This is a genomic window from Halotia branconii CENA392, assembly GCF_029953635.1.
GTDB classification, from domain to species: domain Bacteria; phylum Cyanobacteriota; class Cyanobacteriia; order Cyanobacteriales; family Nostocaceae; genus Halotia; species Halotia branconii.
The window spans coordinates 5382019-5397842 of record NZ_CP124543.1; the positions used below are offsets into that span (position 1 = coordinate 5382019).

Sequence of the window (15824 nt, forward strand, 5' to 3'; positions counted from 1 at the left end):
CAATGGTATCTACCTCTACACGTTTCTCGGATGTTCAAAACCATTGGGCAAGTCTATTCATTGAAGCCTTAGCGGTGCGGCGTATTTTGAATGGTTATCCTAATGGGACTTTTCGCCCAGATAACTCAGTCACTCGTGCTGAGTTTGCTGCCATTATTGGGGCAGTTTTTACAGTACCTCCAAAACGGCAGTATGTTCCTTTTATTGATGTCCCTAGTAATCATTGGGCTATAAGTGCCATTCAAAAAGTTTACGAAACAGGATTTTTAGTTGGATACCCTGGTCAGCGTTTCCGCCCCAATGATAGGATTTCTAGGGGTGATGTCTTGGTGGCTATAGTCAATGGCTTGGAAATGGCCACTAAAGTAGAAGCAGATTTGCTCAGTGCGTTGCCGCAAATTTATCAAGACGCAGCTAAAATTGCTAACTATGGCATAAATCAAGCCGCTATTGCAACTCGTGCAGGGTTAGTAGCTAGTTATCCCAATGTTAAATTACTCAACCCCACTATAGCGGCAACTCGTGCTGATGTCGCAGTGATGGTCTATCAAGCTTTGGTGTATCTGGGTGATGCACAAAAGATTGCTTCTGTCTACCTTGTAGTACCACCGGGAACAACACCAATCCCAACACCAATACCAACACCAACACCAATCCCAACTTCACCAAGTAAGATTAAAGTCAGTCATCAACGAGAGTTTAGAGGGGCGTGGGTAACAACTGTTTGGAATAGTGATTGGCCTTCCAAAACAGGACTTTCTGCTGCACAGCAAAAAGCTGAACTCCTAGAAATTATCAACCAATTACAAACGTTGAATTTCAACGCTCTCATCTTGCAGGTGCGACCAGAGGGAGATGCTGTATATGCTTCCCAGTTAGAGCCTTGGAGTGCTTGGATTACAGGAACTCAAGGTAAAGCACCAGAACCATTTTATGATCCTTTGGAATTTGCGATCGCTGAATGTCACAAACGCAATATTGAAGTTCATGCTTGGTTCAACCCCTATCGCGCCAAAACTAGCATTAAAGGTTCACCCAATGTCCGTCCTCACATAGCTGTGACTAATCCAGAGGTAGTTTATCAATGGGGCAATCAGTTGTGGATGGACCCAGGAGCGAAAATCGTTCAAGATAGAGCCTACGAAGTCATTATTGATGTTGTGCGACGCTATGATGTGGATGGTATTCATTTAGATGACTATTTTTATCCCTATCCCATCCAAGGTCGGGCTTTCCCTGATGATAAAAGTTTTGCAGCTTATAGGGCAGCTGGTGGCCAACTTAGTTTGGATAACTGGCGGCGCGAAAATGTTAATCAAATGGTGCTGCGGTTATCTCAAGGAATTAAAGCTACAAAGTCTTATGTTAAATTTGGCATTAGTCCTTTTGGCATTTATCGCCCCGGACAACCGCCAGGAATTAGTGGCTTAGATGCCTATAGTGTGCTGTATGCTGACTCCAAAAAATGGTTAGAACAAGGCTGGGTTGATTACATAGCTCCTCAATTGTATTGGCGGATTGACCAAACACAACAAAGTTATCCTGTATTGCTTAAATGGTGGACAGAAATTAATCCCAAGCAGCGACATATTTATGCAGGTAACAATATCGGACAATTGGATGGTAAAGCCTGGAAGGATGAGGAGATTGAAAAGCAAGTCAAAATTACTCGCAATTTAGCAAGTAATTTGTCATTGGGAAATATTTTCTTCAGCATGAGTTCTATTAACGAAAATCGTCAAGGTATTTCCGACAAATTCAAAAATTCACTTTATCCTCGGCCTGCAATAGTACCTACTATGTCTTGGCAGAATGCAGTTTTGCCATCTCCTCCTCAACAATTGCAATTCAATAGCCCTAAACTCAATTGGCAGCCTGGAGACAATCAGCCTGTTCGTTCTTGGACTCTTTATCGTCAAAGTGGTGATACTTGGATACTTCAGCGAGTATTATCGGCAGGAACAAATTTTGCCACTGTTCAAAGCGGAACTTATGCTGTATGTGCAGTAGATAGGTTGGGTAATGAAAGTATGGGTGCGGTGATTACAGTAAGTTGATAGCAATTGCTTGGACAAATGTCTTTGTTTGGTATGTTCGCTCTGGGCTAAAGCTCAGTGTCTTTAAACCTGAGTTGCTTACAGTTTATTCTTCTTTGAGGGTGATCGCCTATTTCTTTGTTCTTAAGTTATCAGCAAAACCTCTAGCAGATAGATAATTATTAAGCGATCGCCTAACTCCTCAAATCGCCAATATAAGCCCCAATTTGTTTAAGTCCCTGCAAAACTTGGATACGTTCTGATGTATTTTCAAGTAACCGATAAGTATAGGATCTAGTATATTGAGGGACATTTTGGTGGCGATCGCATTTCAAAAACAATACTTCTCTTCCGTTTGTAACCATTGCATAACAACTTGACTGTAAGTTGGGAGCGCTCAACAAATAAATAAGTGCTTGGGGAATTCCCGCCGTAACGTCTAGTCTTGCGGGCTTTGACTCGATTACCAAAATCCAAAAACTATCTTGAATCACCAAAATATCAATCCTGCCTTGAACTGCAATAGCATTAGCTTCGTCTGCAACTTCGATATTGGTACTTACTTCTGCTTTTACCAAAAAAGGAAACTGATAGAAACCTGCTAAATCTAGCAATGGTGATATAACCACAAGCTTAACAATTTCTTCGAGAGGTGGTTCTTCTTGACTGAGATAGATATAGTTTCGAGTGAGGCGATCTAGTCCTTGTAGTTCCGCTTCGGTTAGAGTCGGCGCATTATTTAACCATTCATCAAAAAAGCGATCGCTAGAGTCGAGTCTCAAGCCAAAAGTTTGACGGAGAGCGCCAAGGGTAAGACTACTAGCATTTGTAATCACGGTTAAATTTTTGTAGTAATTACATGAAGTTTAAAAGTCTAGACATTTGATCTAGGCTCCAATACCTAATATACGATATGTAAAGAGAGATGGCCTAAAAATTACGACTCACAGGAATAGCGATCGCCTTTAAAAGATAGATTGTTGAGGTGATCGCTCAAACAAATCAGTTTATCTAGCTTATGGGGCATATTTTTGTAAGAACTCGTTTGGAGTGAAACATTCAAATTCTTCAGTTTGCTCGACAAGTACGCGAATTAGTTTGTAATTTCTCGATACAAAACATTTTGCTTTTCCTTGCTTGGCAGTCAGGTAAACACCTGCATCTTCGTGGGGAATTATGCCAGCATCAGCGATCGCTTGAATATCTTGGTCTTCTACAAATATGAAATCTACTTTCAATTGCTGCCAAAGTCTTGTTAACAGACCACTTGACCAGTCTTTATTTTGCAAGCGTTTACCAACTCGTAAGATTTGATCAATAAGTTCTTGAGAGAAGATAACTCTAGTTTGCTCATCGCTATTTTCATCGCTTACTAGCAAGGATAAAATTTTGTTTTCATCGCTGGTTAAATCAATAGCTCCCAGAATGTAGATATTTGTATCGAGAAATATTGATTTGGGCAAACTAGACTTTGATTTCACCGTCATTTAGCCTTTGCTCTCTTTCTGTGGATATTTCTTGTTTTACATCCTGAATAAGTTCCATAATTTTGTCGGTTGAGTCATAGCCAGATTTGGTAAAAAGTTGATGCGATATAGTTGCAAATCCTTCGTTTGATAGTTGTTCTCGGCGATCGTTAATCCCTATCAAATGTTGAAACATTTCTAAACTTAACAGCACTGCTTTTGGTTGCCCTTCTTGGACTAAGGCGATCGCTTCTCGCTTAGAGTTGGCTTGTTGGATTAGCTGAGAAAGCTCTTGGTTGTCGCGTATATTTGCTTCTAGCATATAATTTGCTGTTTTGAAGTCAGTTATGATTCTATGTTACGCGATCGCCTAAAAATCACGACTCACACTAATAGCGATCGCAATACATTGAAGTGGCTTTACATGAGAATAGCGATGCCTCCGCCAACCCCAATGGCGATCGCGTCCTCTAAGCTCAATGAATATTAACAATATTCTCTAAATCTAGAAACTTCGTAAAACAGTTGTGTATCATACTTAAAAAGTTTTATATGAACGCTAATTTTACTAGTATAACTTTGCAATACTTTACTTTTTTCTAATTAAAAATAGTAAACATAAATTAAAAATAATAACCAACATAATAATTTATAAACTTTCTCAAGCTAAATTGAGAGTAAGCTTAATTATTAAGAGCCTAGTTGAAAATTTAGGTAACTGAGTGCAAATAAACTCAACATTTCTTAGTTATTTGTGATGTATTTGATTGCTAATCACTAAAAGTTTATTTGTGCCGACTTCCTGACTAGGTTATTGAGTAAGGTGTTGAAAACCTCAACTAAGCGAAATACTAAGAGCAAACACCAAAGCAACCCTCACAACAACAAGTAACAATGATAGAAAAAATTTTACTAGCAGTTTCTGGCTTGGGTCATGCAGAAGAAATGCTCAAAACCTTAAAGGAAGTACCATCAATCCAACATGTAAAGGTTACTGTTTTGCACGTTGTTCCTCCCCAAAGTACCTCTGCCGCAATGACAGATAAATGGGAAGAAGGTGGTAAAATTCTAGCTAATGCTATTCAATCTTTGAATTTAGATCCTAGCCAAGTTTCTTCAATTTTGCGGCAAGGTGATCCCAAAGATGTAGTTTGCCAAGTAGCAGATGACATGGATGCTGACTTAATTATTATGGGTTCACGCGGACTTAAACGTCTGCAATCGATTTTGGCGAACTCAGTTAGTCAGTATGTTTTTCAATTATCTTCTCGCCCCATGTTGTTGGTAAAAGATGACATTTATGTCAAAAAAATTAAGCGCGTTATGGTGGCGATGGATAACTCCGATGCAGCTAAACACTGTTTGAGTTTAGCTTTATTCCTCCTAAGAGATATTGCCGGTGGTCAATTAATCTTAATTAACGTGACTACAGACTTGCGCGGCAAAACGTCAGAAGTCAGCGAAATTACCCCAGACAAAAACTCAGTTATGGCTACAGCAGTTGCAGAAGCACAAAAATACGATGTGCAAACTCGCTGTTTTAGCAGTATCGGCAAACCAGGTGAAGAAATTTGTCGCTTGGCAGAGGAATTAAGCATAGACTTATTATTGCTTGGTTCTCCCGATCGCCGGCCATCAGTGGCTAAGAGTTTTGTTGATATAGACCGACTAGTAGGCGCTTCTTTGTCTGACTATGTTCGAGTCAATGCTACTTGTCCAGTGTTGTTAGCGCGGACAGTCGCTTAACTTCATAGGTAAGTAAAAACCCCTGCACCAATGATGTAGGGGTTCTTGATCTGATGCACTAAATACTTAAGAATCTTTTCCACCTTCGCGGCTAGCAGTCTGGATGTAAAGAATTATTAAAAATACAGAGGGTACTAGAACGAACAGAATGCTCGCTACAAACCCTAGGTCATTAACTTGCATAGCAAGAAAGCCTCTCTTTAATTTTGATTTCCAGTCAACAACTTTAGAATAGCATTATCGATGCCAGTGTTAGCCCTATTTTTTTACTTTGTAATTTAGAAAAGTAGGAAGATGTAACGCATTCCCTACGGATAAATCCGAGGGTTGGCCTACTTTCTCAAAACTTAAAACTTAGGGCTTAGTTACTACGCTGACTGGCCCATTCACCATAGTTTGACAGGCAAGACGGTAATTATCAGGCTTTTTCTTGAGTTTCTTATTTTCCACATCTGTACGGGAAGAAAGATTTTCTATCCCTTCGACAATCTCAACAATACAAGTCCCACACTGACCATTACCACCACAATTGGTCACTTTACCAATGAATTTATATAAGTCAATGTTATTTTGAATTGCTTTGAGTCGGAGGTTAGCACCATCTGCTGCTACTACTTCTTTATCTTCCTTAATAAATTTGATATTACCCATAGCCGATTGATTCCTCGTTGACTGTAAGCTTGAACTGAAAAGCTGAGTTTTGAATGGTCTTTATACTTATTTTACTTAATTTAGAATAAATTATTACGAGATATTAAGAAATATCAATTTTTCAGTAGAAGATACTGCAAAAAAATAGGACAGGTTGAGATTACCTGTCCCAGTAATTGGCAATAAGTTAAATTACCTAAATCCAACGGCTGCTTGCCATACAAAAGCAAGCAACAAGAAGAAGACAGGAATGATTGGGAGAACATCTACCAAAGGATCAAAAATTTGGTATGCTTCAGGCAATTTTGCTAATAACAATGCTGCTTCCATATTTTGTTTAAATCCACCTAATCCAACACAGCTTTCATAATTGAGATGTATCTTAACATGCTTTGGTCATTAGTTACTTTCTTGTTCTTTTGTTGCTGATTCAGTTAGCCAATGTCCAAATTCTAAGGCAAAGCGATCGCTTAATATTGCCTCGCGGATTTTTTGGGTAAAGCGAATTAATTCGGTAATGTTGTGAATGCTCAATAATGTATAAGCTAGAATTTCTTGCGATCGCACTAAATGAGATATGTAAGCACGGCTAAAATTTTGACATGCATAACAATGACATGTTTCATCTAATGGAGCAAAATCTTCACGAAACTTCGCATTTTTTAAATTCCAGCGATCGCCCTGCACCATTGCCGTTCCATGTCTCGCCCAACGGGTAGGAATCACACAATCAAATAAATCTACACCAGAGGCGATCGCAATTGCCATTTCTCGGTAAGTACCCACTCCCATCAAGTAACGCGGCTTTTCGGGTGGTAACAGTGGCGCTGTTGTTTGCACAATCTGAGCCATCAATTCTGTTGGTTCTCCCACACTCACGCCACCAATGGCGTATCCTGGCAAATCCAGTTTAGCCAAAGCTACAGCGGCTTGAGAGCGCAAATCCAAATAAACACCACCTTGCACAATACCAAACAGTGCTTGATCGCTACGTTGATGAGCGATAATACAGCGTTCTAGCCAGCGATAAGTCCTTTGAGTCGCAACTTCCACCTCTTGGCGAGTAGCTGGGTAAGGAGGGCATTCATCAAAGGCCATAATCACATCCGCCCCTAAAGTATTTTGAATCTCAATAGAGCGCTCTGGTGTCAAGTTAATAATTTGTCCATCAAGGGGTGAGCGAAACTTTACGCCTTCTTCCGTAATTTTTCGCATTTCGCTCAAACTGAAAACTTGAAAACCACCAGAATCAGTGAGTATCGGTCCACTCCAACCCATAAATTTGTGCAAACCCCCACCACCTTTAACAATCGCTTCCCCTGGTTGGAGATGGAGGTGATAGGTATTAGACAATACCATTTGCGCTCCAGTTTCCTGAAGTTGAGCTGGAGTTACAGTTTTGACATTTGCTAATGTCCCTACTGGCATAAATCTGGGAGTTTCGACAGCCCCGTGAGGGGTGAAAAACACCCCGGCTCTGGCTTTTGTCTGGCTACAACGAGCTAGAGATTGAAAAGAAAATATGGCACTCAAAATTTAAGATGACTTTGATTTAGCTAATTAACGACTTTGTGTCTTAGTGTCTTCGTGGTTTAAAAATGCTATTTAAAACGAGTCAGAACAGTCATCATCAATTTCTGCATCCCATCTAGCTGAAAGAACTTGCTCCATCATGGCTTCTATAGCACTGACATTTAAGCTCCGTTCTTTTCGCTCTTGTAGCGGGGTCGAAAGTGGCACTAGACTCAGACACATACCTTCTTGGATCAAATTAAAACAGGTTTCTTGCTGTGGTGACTGTTTCAATTCTAGATAATCAAAACTACAAACATTCAAGTAAAGAGCGCAGTTAGCAACTAAGGTAGAACGTTGCGGATTGGCAAAGACTTCCATTACATCTCCTTCACCTTCGCTTTGTAGCCTACCTTCTTGGATGTAGGTGTACCGGACTCGACCTAAATCAGTCAGCAATCGGCGTATGTCGAGCTTATTTACAATAATGCCCGTGTTCACAATGCACGGAGCTGGTATCCTGCCGTCGGGTAGATGATGACTCATAGGAAAATAGGAGATGAGCAAAGATGAGGTACAACGCAGCTAATACACTTAATTGAATAGCTTGTTGGCCCCCTACATTTAAAAAAATATCAATTTTGTGGGGCGATCGTCTAATAACCTAGAGTAAGTTTAATTTATTATTTGAAGAATACAAAATATAGCTCCTCTGGTAAGTTATGGTTTGACAAATTATTCAAAACTTTGTTATAATTGCAAATCAAAAAATTTTTATTATTACTGAAGCTAGCATAACAAAATTTTGGGGATGAGTCTCTAATCGTAAGCAATCTTATCTAAAGTTTTAAAAAATCCGCTACTACTAAATATTGTGACGGGATTCTGAGCATTAGCATAACTCACAATTGAATAATTTGTAATTACTAGCCCTCAATCACGAATTAGTAGTTTAGTCATTCCGTAACCAGCTCTTAATTAAAATAACTAACATGACGAATCGAGCTTGGTGGTGGAAGTTTTGGGAAAAGCTAATTTCGAGTATATTATTCTACACATCTATTCCTCTGCCTTACGTGTATGGGCTAGACTTTCGAGAAGTGGCACAGCTTGCACCTTTAGTAGGGTTAATGATTGGGGGAATTTTAGGGCTATTAGATGCGGCAATGAATTATCTGGGGATAACATTACTAACTCGTAGCGCCTTGGTAGTAAGTGTGTGGATTGCGATAACTGGAGGATTACATTTAGATGGGGCAATGGATACTGCTGATGGTTTGGCAGTAGGCGATCCACAACGAAGACTGGAGGTAATGACGGATAGTGCTACGGGTGCTTATGGGGCAATGGCAGCGATCGCTATAATATTGCTTAAAACAGTAGCCTTGACAGATATTGAGGAAAACCGATGGTTAGTAATGATGGCGGCTTGCGGGTGGGGACGCTGGGGACAACAATTGGCGATCGCGCGATATCCTTATTTAAAACCTACAGGCAAAGGCGCATTTCATAAACAAGCTATTCGCTCTTACAAAGATACATTACCAGGAATTATCTTACTGTTCAGTTTGAGCGCTTTAGGTTGGTTATTGAATAGCAAGCAGCTATTGTTCGCCCTAGCAATGATGTTAACTGGAAGTGCGATCGCTACTCTCACGGGAGCATGGTTCAATCACAAATTAGGCGGTCATACAGGAGATACCTACGGCGCAGTCGTTGAGTGGACTGAAGCCTTATTTCTCTGTATCATGACCGCCTTGTAAACCAATTTTTAATTTTTAATTTTTAATTTTTAATTTCCAAAGGGATGTCCCTTATTTTATTGGTTGTAGCTTTGTCACCTTCAGCTTAAACGCTCCAACTCCAGTTTCCCCAAAAGACCGCACCCGAATAATATATGTACCTGTCTCGACGATACGAGTAAAGAGTAGAGAATTGCTAGTACCATCGGGCCCATCATCATTTTCTGACAGTGTTGAACCATCCGGTGCTAACAGTGTGATGATGCTGTCAAAGTTTTCTGAGGATAAATCAACGGCTAAATTGTCGCCTTTCTCCAACTTCACCGTATAGTCGCGGGCGAACCCACCCTGACCTGTGGGAATGTCTTTATCTGAGAGCATATCCGCAAGTTCAGCACTGTTAGTTGTTAGAGGAATTGGACTGTACAACTTATTTTGAGCTAATGCTGCTTTTGTACTGATGCCAATCGCCAACAATGTGGCAGGAATGATGATTACTTGTCTTAAACCCGCCGCAAAAGCTTTATTCATACATTTCAAGCAGTGTTCCCATAAACACAGGGTAATCTGGTTAATTATAGATTTCTTAGGGATGGCTTGCCTATGATTTCTTGCTATGTGTGTCTTTTACGGCAGTAGCAACTGCTGCTAATCCTAAGACCGTAATTCCACACTGACAAAGTGTTTGTATGGCAGAAGACGCAGTAGCACCAGTAGTATAAATGTCGTCTACTAACAATACCGGAGCATCTAAGCGGCGACGAAGTTCTTGCCCAACAGCAAAAGCTTCAACTAAGTTATTTTCTCGCTCAGAGACTGATAAACCAAACTGCGCTTTAGTTTCTCGCACCCTTTCTAATCCATTTAGTTTCAATCTTAACCCAGTTGTTTGACAGAAGCTTTGTGCTATTAAAGCAGCTTGATTGTAACCGCGTTGTTTTTGCTTGCTGGGGTGCATGGGAATGGGTACGACTATTAGTCTTTTGTCATGATTAGGAGGATTTAACAACCATGCTTCTCCTAACCATTGACCCAGAGGACGAGCAACTTGGGGTTGACTTTCATATTTCATAATTGCGATCGCCCGTTTGAGAGAACCGCCATAAACTCCCCAGCCAAATACTGGGATTGGTTTTTGCCACAAAGCGCTGGGGTTTTTGTGGTGACAGGTTTGCAATTGCCTAGTGCAGTATTCACATAAGTTACAAGTCGTTGAGCGCTGACACAAGGGGCAATTGGATTGTAAAAACAGGTTGAGTAAGCCTGAAAGATTTTTAATCCAAGTTGGCATTCGTGAGTTTTCCCACTGAATCACTAACTATTAATTATTGACTTAACATACACACGATCGCACCGTGCTGTTTCTGTGCCTGTAGCTGGTTGGTAGCCGTTGCTTTCGTACAACTTGACTGCTTCTACCAAAACACTGGCAGTTTCAATCCAAATTTGCTGAAAGCCACGAGAGGCGATCGCTGCTTCTAATTGTTGTAACAAATATTTTCCTAATCCTAAGCCCCTGACGCTTGACAAAAGATACATTTTACGGATTTCCACCGCTTTTTGACCACGATTTACTGGGTAGTATGCCCCTGTGCCTACTATCTGGCTTTGGTGTTCAATTACCCAAAACTCTCCCCCAACTGCTAAGTAAAAGTCTTCTACTTGCAATACATCTCGGTCAGCGCCGTTTGGTTCCCAACCCAAACCGTATTCTGATAATACATAACTGATAACTGCGGCGGCTCTTGTGCGATCGCCCACTTCCCAGTTACGAATTAAGAAATCTTGATAAAATTCTCTCATTATCACTTGTGGGTCAGGTTTGCACAGAAAAATTTTCTGTATCTATATCCCAATTTACCCACTGAATAGCAATTCTTGCAGATTTCGTCTTAGGTATTTGTTAGTGGTCAGCGATGCACTGAGCAACTGGTGAGCGTAGTCGAACCATGTCGAAGTGTTGTTTTTGATCTGGTTTAATGCCCCACCACCTCTTGTAGGTGATCTTAAAAACGTCTTTTTGAAAAGTTCTGCGCCGGGAAACCCGGACGCACAACGCCAGATGCTCGACTACAGCGCTTCTTGTGCGAGACGCTTTGCGAACGCGCATCCTGCGTCAGGGGAGACCATAAGACCGCACTGACTCGATTTTTCGCTGTCTTGAAAAGTTCTGCGCCGGGAAACCCGGACGCACAGCGCCAGTTCTCTCAAGTCGGGAAACCCGCCCACGAGACGGGCTTGACTTTTCGCTTTACTACTGATAACTGACAACTGACCTTTTATGAAACCCCAGGATCATCTGAAGCTTTCATTTGCTGTAACATCCGTTCGACTTGATTAACTTTTTGATTTCTACTTTGTGCTTTGAAGATATTTAAAGCTTTTTCTAGAGAAACCTTTGCTTCATTTCGTTTATTTGTTTGCCAGAATGCTTCTCCTAAATTGGCTAATGCATCGCCATAATCGGGATTAATTTCTAAAGCTTTTTGATATTCAGTAATAGCTTCTTCCCAGCGATTTTGACTAGCGTAAACAGCACCGATCGCATTGTAAGCTAAGGCATATTTTGATTGGAGACGAATTGCTTCTCTGTAGGAGCTAATTGCTGCTTCTGATTTACCTTGACGAACAAGGACATTTCCTAATTGAAAATGTCCAAACGCATCTTTGGGGTACTTTTTCGTGAATTTACGTAAATTTTCTTCTGCACCCGTCCAGTTTTCTTGTTGATATAAAACTTGAGCTTGTTGCAAAAGCTGCGATCGCTCTGGTTGATTTGTCTCTGAAAACTGCGCCAGTCTTTGTGGTTGTTTCTTTGCTGACTGTTGAGGCGAATGCCAAGAAATCTTTGCAGGAACTGCTAAGACTGGTGATATACCAATTGCAGTCATGATACTCAACGTCACCCAGCTCAGAGGTTTAACAAATACTGTCCGCTTCATTGTCCTCAATGCCCAAATAGCTTTCTTATTTTCATCATAAAATGAGGTGCGTTAGCAAATGCATAACGCACCACGATTAGTATTAATCTACAAAACTGACTTCCCACCAAGTCATTTTGAATTGTTTATGTACCTTGGCGTAACTTATCCAAAACACTGCGATCTTCTAATGTTGAAGTATCACCAGATACTTCTTGTCCCGATGCTAGATTTCGCAACAATCGCCGCATAATCTTACCCGATCGCGTTTTAGGCAAAGCATCGGTAAAGCGAATTTCTCCCGGACGAGCGATCGCCCCTATCTCTTGAACAACGTGTTGCTTCAGTTCTTTACTTAAATCTTCGCTGGCTTCATACGTACCTTCTAAGGTAATAAAAGCAACTACTTCTTCACCCTTGAGGTCATCTGGCTTACCTACTACTGCCGCTTCTGCCACGGCTGGGTGGGAAACTAAGGCTGATTCCACCTCCATCGTTCCTAGTCGGTGTCCTGAAACATTCAACACATCATCTACCCGACCCATAACCCAAAAGTAGCCATCTTGATCTTTTCTGGCTCCATCCCCAGCAAAATAAGTATAGTTGCCATCTTTAGGAGGAATGTGTTCCCAGTAGGTGCGGCGGAAACGTTCTGGATCGCCGTAGACTGTCCGCATCATCCCAGGCCAAGGATGACGTACAGCTAAATAACCGCCTTCGGTTTCGGGTACAGAATTGCCTTCTAAATCTACGATATCTGCGATAATTCCGGGGAAGGGGAGAGTTGCTGAACCGGGTTTAGTGGAAATTGCCCCTGGTAAGGGCGTAATCATAATCCCGCCTGTTTCTGTTTGCCACCAAGTATCAACAATTGGGCAGCGTTCACCGCCAATTACTCTGTGATACCACATCCAAGCTTCTGGGTTAATAGGTTCGCCTACGGTTCCCAATAGACGCAACGAAGATAAGTTGCGGGCATTAGGATGTTGTTCACCCATCTTAATGAAGGCGCGAATTGCTGTAGGGGCAGTGTAAAAAATGTTCACACCATATTTTTCAATTACATCCCAAAAACAGCCAGGATTGGAGGCACGGGGCGCACCTTCATACATGAGTGTAGTTGCACCGTTAGAAAGAGGCCCGTAAACAATATAGCTGTGACCAGTAATCCAACCGACATCAGCGGTACACCAATATACATCAGTATCTTGCAAATCGAAGATCCATTTAGTAGTGATATGAGTGTACAAGTTGTATCCAGCGGTTGTATGCACAACTCCCTTTGGCTTGCCAGTACTGCCGGAAGTATAAAGGACAAACAGCATATCTTCGCTGTCCATTGGTTCGGCAGGACAATCGGCTGATACCTCTTTTTGTAAATCATGCCACCAATGATCACGTCCTCCCACTTGCATGTAGGTTTCCTGTCCGGTGCGCTTGACAACAAGGACGTTTTCTACACTGGGAACAGCACCATCAGCTAAGGCTTTGTCTACTTGTTCTTTGAGTGGCACGATCGCCTCTTTGCGCCAACCACCATCAGCAGTCACTACTAGCTTGGCTTGAGCATCAATTAAGCGATCGCGCAAAGCTTCAGCACTAAAGCCACCAAACACTACACTGTGAGGTGCGCCAATTCTCGCACAGGCTAACATAGCGATCGCCGCTTCAGGAATCATTGGCATGTAAATACCAACGCGATCGCCTTTTTGTACTCCTAATTGTTTTAACACATTCGCAAATTGGCACACTTCCCGGTGTAATTGGGCATAAGTGAGAGTCCGTGAATCTCCTGGTTCTCCTTCCCAAATCAGCGCCGCTTTATTCTTACGCCAAGTGGTGAGGTGTCGATCAAGACAGTTGTAAGAAATATTAATTTTGCCACCAACAAACCACTTGGCAAAAGGCGGTTGCCAGTCTAAAACTGTATCCCATTTTTGGAACCATGCTAATTCTGTTTGGGCTAAATCTGCCCAGAATTGCTGAGGATTGGCTTTTGCAGTATTGTAGAGACGTTGGTAGTCTGCCATACTTTTAATATGAGCATTTTGAGAAAACTCATTAGTGGGATGAAATAAACGCTTCTCTTGTAGGATTGATTCTATAGTTGGTTGAGACATGGTGATGACTATTACCGATTTGTACTGAAAACTATTTTTAACGGTTTTGTACCAGATACTATTTAGATTTTCATTAAGTTAATCAGTTTACACCAACTAAAAGTTAGCAACAAAGAAAACGTATATAGCGGTTTTTACATAACGTAGTACAATGTGAAAATCGATATGCTCTGCTAACAGAGTTATTAGTTGTAAATTGTTCAAAAAAGCTTTATTTATTTAGACTTAGGGCATCGTTTGCAAGCACAAGAGATTAAGGATAAGTTAAAGTCCCTCATCGAGCAAGCCTCCTCGATAGATCATAATTTAGCGAGAAGATTGGATGAAATCAATCGCTGGGTCAGGCATATCAAGCCAGGTTCCCTGACTGCTAAGCCATTTGTCCTAGCTTTTCTCCTAGAGGTAATTACAGATTCGACAATTTGGCTGATTATTAAGTCGTTACCTTCAACAGAGGAACAACAAGCCAAGTTTGAGCAAATGACTCCTAATGAAAGATATTGGTACGGTTATCTCTTTCCTAGGTGGATCGACGCTAGTGACTCCAAATTTTATATTTGGAAGCAAAAACTCATGGCAGGAGATTTTAATCAAGTCGATGATGATATCATTAAAGCTATAGCTCAAGATATTGTTAGTCGTGAAGGTAGTGTTTGGCAGCGTTATATCGCCGACCTTTCAATGGCAACAGATTTAATTGTTAGCAGTCGTCAACAAAAACCACTATGCATTCAAGTTACCAGTGTATCTGAAGAATTTAATCACCAAAAGTATCATTATTGGAAAAGTACGTTGCACTCGTGGGAAATAGAAAGAGGGCTGTTTTTCAGCTACAGTCCCAAGGAAGCTAACTTTATCAATCAATTAGTTAATGTGGCTCTACATAACAGTGATTATCTTGCCGGTGGCAAGTATCTAAAATTCTCGTGATCATTTCAGGAATTTGAATTTCAAAATTTGTGTTCTAGCCTACATACTTACCTAAGTCATTACAGCTTTTATGGCTAATCAACAAGAGACTAACAGTTACGATAATCAAGTAGACGAGTTTACTCAGGCTTTAGCAACAGCCCGAAAAATGCAGCAAGACTGGCTAAATTATGGGTTAAATTTTATTCATTTATATGTTGAAGATGTTGATGGAGATTGGCTAGAAACATGGGGAAATGAAGAAGTATTAAATAGTTCACTGTTAGATACTATTAAGGAATTTTTAGTAAGTAATGATGATGTAGCTGTAAGAATAAGACAATATTTAGGAGAACAATCTTCTGCTGCTGGGGTTTCATTAACGCTGTTTGATTTAGCGTTAAACTTAGAAGAATGTTGGAGAATCCCTGAAGTACATAGTCGGCTGTCTGCTGTCAAAAATCTATTAGCTGTAGCTGGTAACAAAAGTGACTTTGATATCGATGATGATGTAGAGTTATGGCATTTAACAAATAGTTTATCTGCTAAGTTAGCAGAAATTATGCAGCAGAGGCTAGAAGCTAGGGACTAGAGACTGTTTTCAAACCCAAAATAAAATTTATAGTACGTTCGATTGACGTAAAGAAACTCAACATTTACGTTGCTTTGTTGGGTTAACGTAAGGAAACCCAACCTTGTATCTTGAGGGAAGTAGTAGACC

Annotated in this window: 19 protein-coding genes; 6 read left to right on the forward strand and 13 right to left on the reverse strand. The window is 40.9% G+C overall.

Annotation, left to right across the window (positions count from 1 at the left end):
* The first annotated feature begins 2 nt into the window (after window positions 1-2).
* Window positions 3-2057: a glycoside hydrolase family 10-like protein gene (locus QI031_RS23565; RefSeq protein ID WP_281482031.1), complete on the forward strand. Its 2055-nt coding sequence runs from the start codon at window positions 3-5 to the stop codon at window positions 2055-2057.
* Window positions 2058-2230: 173 nt separating this feature from the next.
* Here QI031_RS23565 and QI031_RS23570 read toward each other — a convergent pair whose 3' ends face one another.
* From QI031_RS23570 to QI031_RS23580, 3 genes are all read right to left on the reverse strand, one after another.
* The gene (locus tag QI031_RS23570) at window positions 2231-2872 is read right to left on the reverse strand and encodes a type I restriction endonuclease subunit R (RefSeq protein WP_281482032.1); all 642 of its coding nucleotides are present in this window, start codon (window positions 2870-2872) and stop codon (window positions 2231-2233) included.
* A gap of 180 nt (window positions 2873-3052) precedes the next feature.
* A complete protein-coding gene (locus QI031_RS23575) occupies window positions 3053-3523 on the reverse strand; it encodes a PIN domain-containing protein (protein ID WP_281482033.1) in 471 nt (156 codons plus the stop codon).
* Window positions 3501-3824 (reverse strand): hypothetical protein, encoded by a 324-nt coding sequence (locus QI031_RS23580; protein ID WP_281482034.1) that lies wholly within the window; start codon window positions 3822-3824, stop codon window positions 3501-3503. Before QI031_RS23580 ends, QI031_RS23575 begins: the two co-directional genes overlap by 23 nt.
* A gap of 33 nt (window positions 3825-3857) precedes the next feature.
* On the opposite strand from QI031_RS23580, the gene QI031_RS23585 reads away from it, so the two are divergent.
* Both QI031_RS23585 and QI031_RS23590 read left to right on the forward strand, forming a co-directional pair.
* Window positions 3858-3992, forward strand: a complete 135-nt coding sequence (locus QI031_RS23585; protein WP_281482035.1) for a hypothetical protein — start codon at window positions 3858-3860, stop codon at window positions 3990-3992.
* A gap of 404 nt (window positions 3993-4396) precedes the next feature.
* Window positions 4397-5248, forward strand: a complete 852-nt coding sequence (locus QI031_RS23590) for a universal stress protein (RefSeq protein WP_281482036.1) — start codon at window positions 4397-4399, stop codon at window positions 5246-5248.
* Window positions 5249-5314: 66 nt separating this feature from the next.
* On the opposite strand, the gene psbM is transcribed toward QI031_RS23590, so the two are convergent.
* The 5 genes from psbM to QI031_RS23615 all read right to left on the reverse strand — a co-directional run bounded on the left by psbM (window position 5315) and on the right by QI031_RS23615 (window position 7957).
* Window positions 5315-5431 (reverse strand): photosystem II reaction center protein PsbM, encoded by a 117-nt coding sequence (gene psbM, locus QI031_RS23595; RefSeq protein ID WP_214438485.1) that lies wholly within the window; start codon window positions 5429-5431, stop codon window positions 5315-5317.
* Window positions 5432-5602: 171 nt separating this feature from the next.
* Window positions 5603-5899, reverse strand: coding sequence for a 2Fe-2S iron-sulfur cluster-binding protein (locus QI031_RS23600; RefSeq protein ID WP_281482037.1), 297 nt, complete (start codon window positions 5897-5899; stop codon window positions 5603-5605).
* 192 nt (window positions 5900-6091) lie between these two features.
* Window positions 6092-6229 (reverse strand): photosystem II reaction center protein K, encoded by a 138-nt coding sequence (locus QI031_RS23605; protein WP_010995059.1) that lies wholly within the window; start codon window positions 6227-6229, stop codon window positions 6092-6094.
* Between the two features lie 69 nt (window positions 6230-6298).
* Window positions 6299-7432 (reverse strand): tRNA guanosine(34) transglycosylase Tgt, encoded by a 1134-nt coding sequence (gene tgt / locus QI031_RS23610; protein ID WP_281482038.1) that lies wholly within the window; start codon window positions 7430-7432, stop codon window positions 6299-6301.
* A gap of 72 nt (window positions 7433-7504) precedes the next feature.
* A complete protein-coding gene (locus QI031_RS23615) occupies window positions 7505-7957 on the reverse strand; it encodes a hypothetical protein (protein WP_281482039.1) in 453 nt (150 codons plus the stop codon).
* A gap of 446 nt (window positions 7958-8403) precedes the next feature.
* On the opposite strand from QI031_RS23615, the gene cobS reads away from it, so the two are divergent.
* Complete coding sequence (gene cobS / locus QI031_RS23620) at window positions 8404-9174, forward strand: adenosylcobinamide-GDP ribazoletransferase (protein WP_281482040.1); 771 nt, start codon at window positions 8404-8406, stop codon at window positions 9172-9174.
* A gap of 51 nt (window positions 9175-9225) precedes the next feature.
* Here cobS and QI031_RS23625 read toward each other — a convergent pair whose 3' ends face one another.
* The 5 genes from QI031_RS23625 to acs form a co-directional block, all read right to left on the reverse strand.
* Window positions 9226-9684: a PPC domain-containing protein gene (locus tag QI031_RS23625; protein WP_281482041.1), complete on the reverse strand. Its 459-nt coding sequence runs from the start codon at window positions 9682-9684 to the stop codon at window positions 9226-9228.
* A 70-nt stretch (window positions 9685-9754) separates the two neighbouring features.
* Complete coding sequence (locus tag QI031_RS23630) at window positions 9755-10444, reverse strand: ComF family protein (RefSeq protein ID WP_281482042.1); 690 nt, start codon at window positions 10442-10444, stop codon at window positions 9755-9757.
* Window positions 10445-10467: 23 nt separating this feature from the next.
* The gene (locus tag QI031_RS23635; RefSeq protein ID WP_281482043.1) at window positions 10468-10956 is read right to left on the reverse strand and encodes a GNAT family N-acetyltransferase; all 489 of its coding nucleotides are present in this window, start codon (window positions 10954-10956) and stop codon (window positions 10468-10470) included.
* A 476-nt stretch (window positions 10957-11432) separates the two neighbouring features.
* Window positions 11433-12095 (reverse strand): tetratricopeptide repeat protein, encoded by a 663-nt coding sequence (locus tag QI031_RS23640; RefSeq protein WP_281482044.1) that lies wholly within the window; start codon window positions 12093-12095, stop codon window positions 11433-11435.
* Between the two features lie 125 nt (window positions 12096-12220).
* Window positions 12221-14194 (reverse strand): acetate--CoA ligase, encoded by a 1974-nt coding sequence (gene acs / locus QI031_RS23645; RefSeq protein WP_281482045.1) that lies wholly within the window; start codon window positions 14192-14194, stop codon window positions 12221-12223.
* Between the two features lie 237 nt (window positions 14195-14431).
* Here acs and QI031_RS23650 point away from each other — a divergent pair, with 237 nt between their 5' ends.
* Window positions 14432-15124: a hypothetical protein gene (locus tag QI031_RS23650; RefSeq protein WP_281482046.1), complete on the forward strand. Its 693-nt coding sequence runs from the start codon at window positions 14432-14434 to the stop codon at window positions 15122-15124.
* Window positions 15125-15194: 70 nt separating this feature from the next.
* On the forward strand, window positions 15195-15695 hold the full coding sequence (locus tag QI031_RS23655; RefSeq protein WP_281482047.1) for a M14 family metallopeptidase: 501 nt from the start codon (window positions 15195-15197) through the stop codon (window positions 15693-15695).
* Window positions 15696-15824 lie beyond the last annotated feature (129 nt).

Bases quoted from the DNA above. Each gene is read 5' to 3' on its own strand.
- QI031_RS23575 (WP_281482033.1), bottom strand. From the start codon at position 3,523: ATGACGGTGAAATCAAAGTCTAGTTTGCCCAAATCAATATTTCTCGAT.
- acs (WP_281482045.1), bottom strand. From the start codon at position 14,194: ATGTCTCAACCAACTATAGAATCAATCCTACAAGAGAAGCGTTTATTT.
- QI031_RS23630 (WP_281482042.1), bottom strand. From the start codon at position 10,444: ATGCCAACTTGGATTAAAAATCTTTCAGGCTTACTCAACCTGTTTTTA.
- QI031_RS23635 (WP_281482043.1), bottom strand. From the start codon at position 10,956: ATGAGAGAATTTTATCAAGATTTCTTAATTCGTAACTGGGAAGTGGGC.
- QI031_RS23580 (WP_281482034.1), bottom strand. From the start codon at position 3,824: ATGCTAGAAGCAAATATACGCGACAACCAAGAGCTTTCTCAGCTAATC.
- cobS (WP_281482040.1), top strand. From the start codon at position 8,404: ATGACGAATCGAGCTTGGTGGTGGAAGTTTTGGGAAAAGCTAATTTCG.
- psbM (WP_214438485.1), bottom strand. From the start codon at position 5,431: ATGCAAGTTAATGACCTAGGGTTTGTAGCGAGCATTCTGTTCGTTCTA.
- QI031_RS23565 (WP_281482031.1), top strand. From the start codon at position 3: ATGGTATCTACCTCTACACGTTTCTCGGATGTTCAAAACCATTGGGCA.
- QI031_RS23585 (WP_281482035.1), top strand. From the start codon at position 3,858: ATGTTACGCGATCGCCTAAAAATCACGACTCACACTAATAGCGATCGC.
- QI031_RS23590 (WP_281482036.1), top strand. From the start codon at position 4,397: ATGATAGAAAAAATTTTACTAGCAGTTTCTGGCTTGGGTCATGCAGAA.
- QI031_RS23615 (WP_281482039.1), bottom strand. From the start codon at position 7,957: ATGAGTCATCATCTACCCGACGGCAGGATACCAGCTCCGTGCATTGTG.
- QI031_RS23600 (WP_281482037.1), bottom strand. From the start codon at position 5,899: ATGGGTAATATCAAATTTATTAAGGAAGATAAAGAAGTAGTAGCAGCA.
- QI031_RS23605 (WP_010995059.1), bottom strand. From the start codon at position 6,229: ATGGAAGCAGCATTGTTATTAGCAAAATTGCCTGAAGCATACCAAATT.
- QI031_RS23640 (WP_281482044.1), bottom strand. From the start codon at position 12,095: ATGAAGCGGACAGTATTTGTTAAACCTCTGAGCTGGGTGACGTTGAGT.
- QI031_RS23625 (WP_281482041.1), bottom strand. From the start codon at position 9,684: ATGAATAAAGCTTTTGCGGCGGGTTTAAGACAAGTAATCATCATTCCT.
- QI031_RS23655 (WP_281482047.1), top strand. From the start codon at position 15,195: ATGGCTAATCAACAAGAGACTAACAGTTACGATAATCAAGTAGACGAG.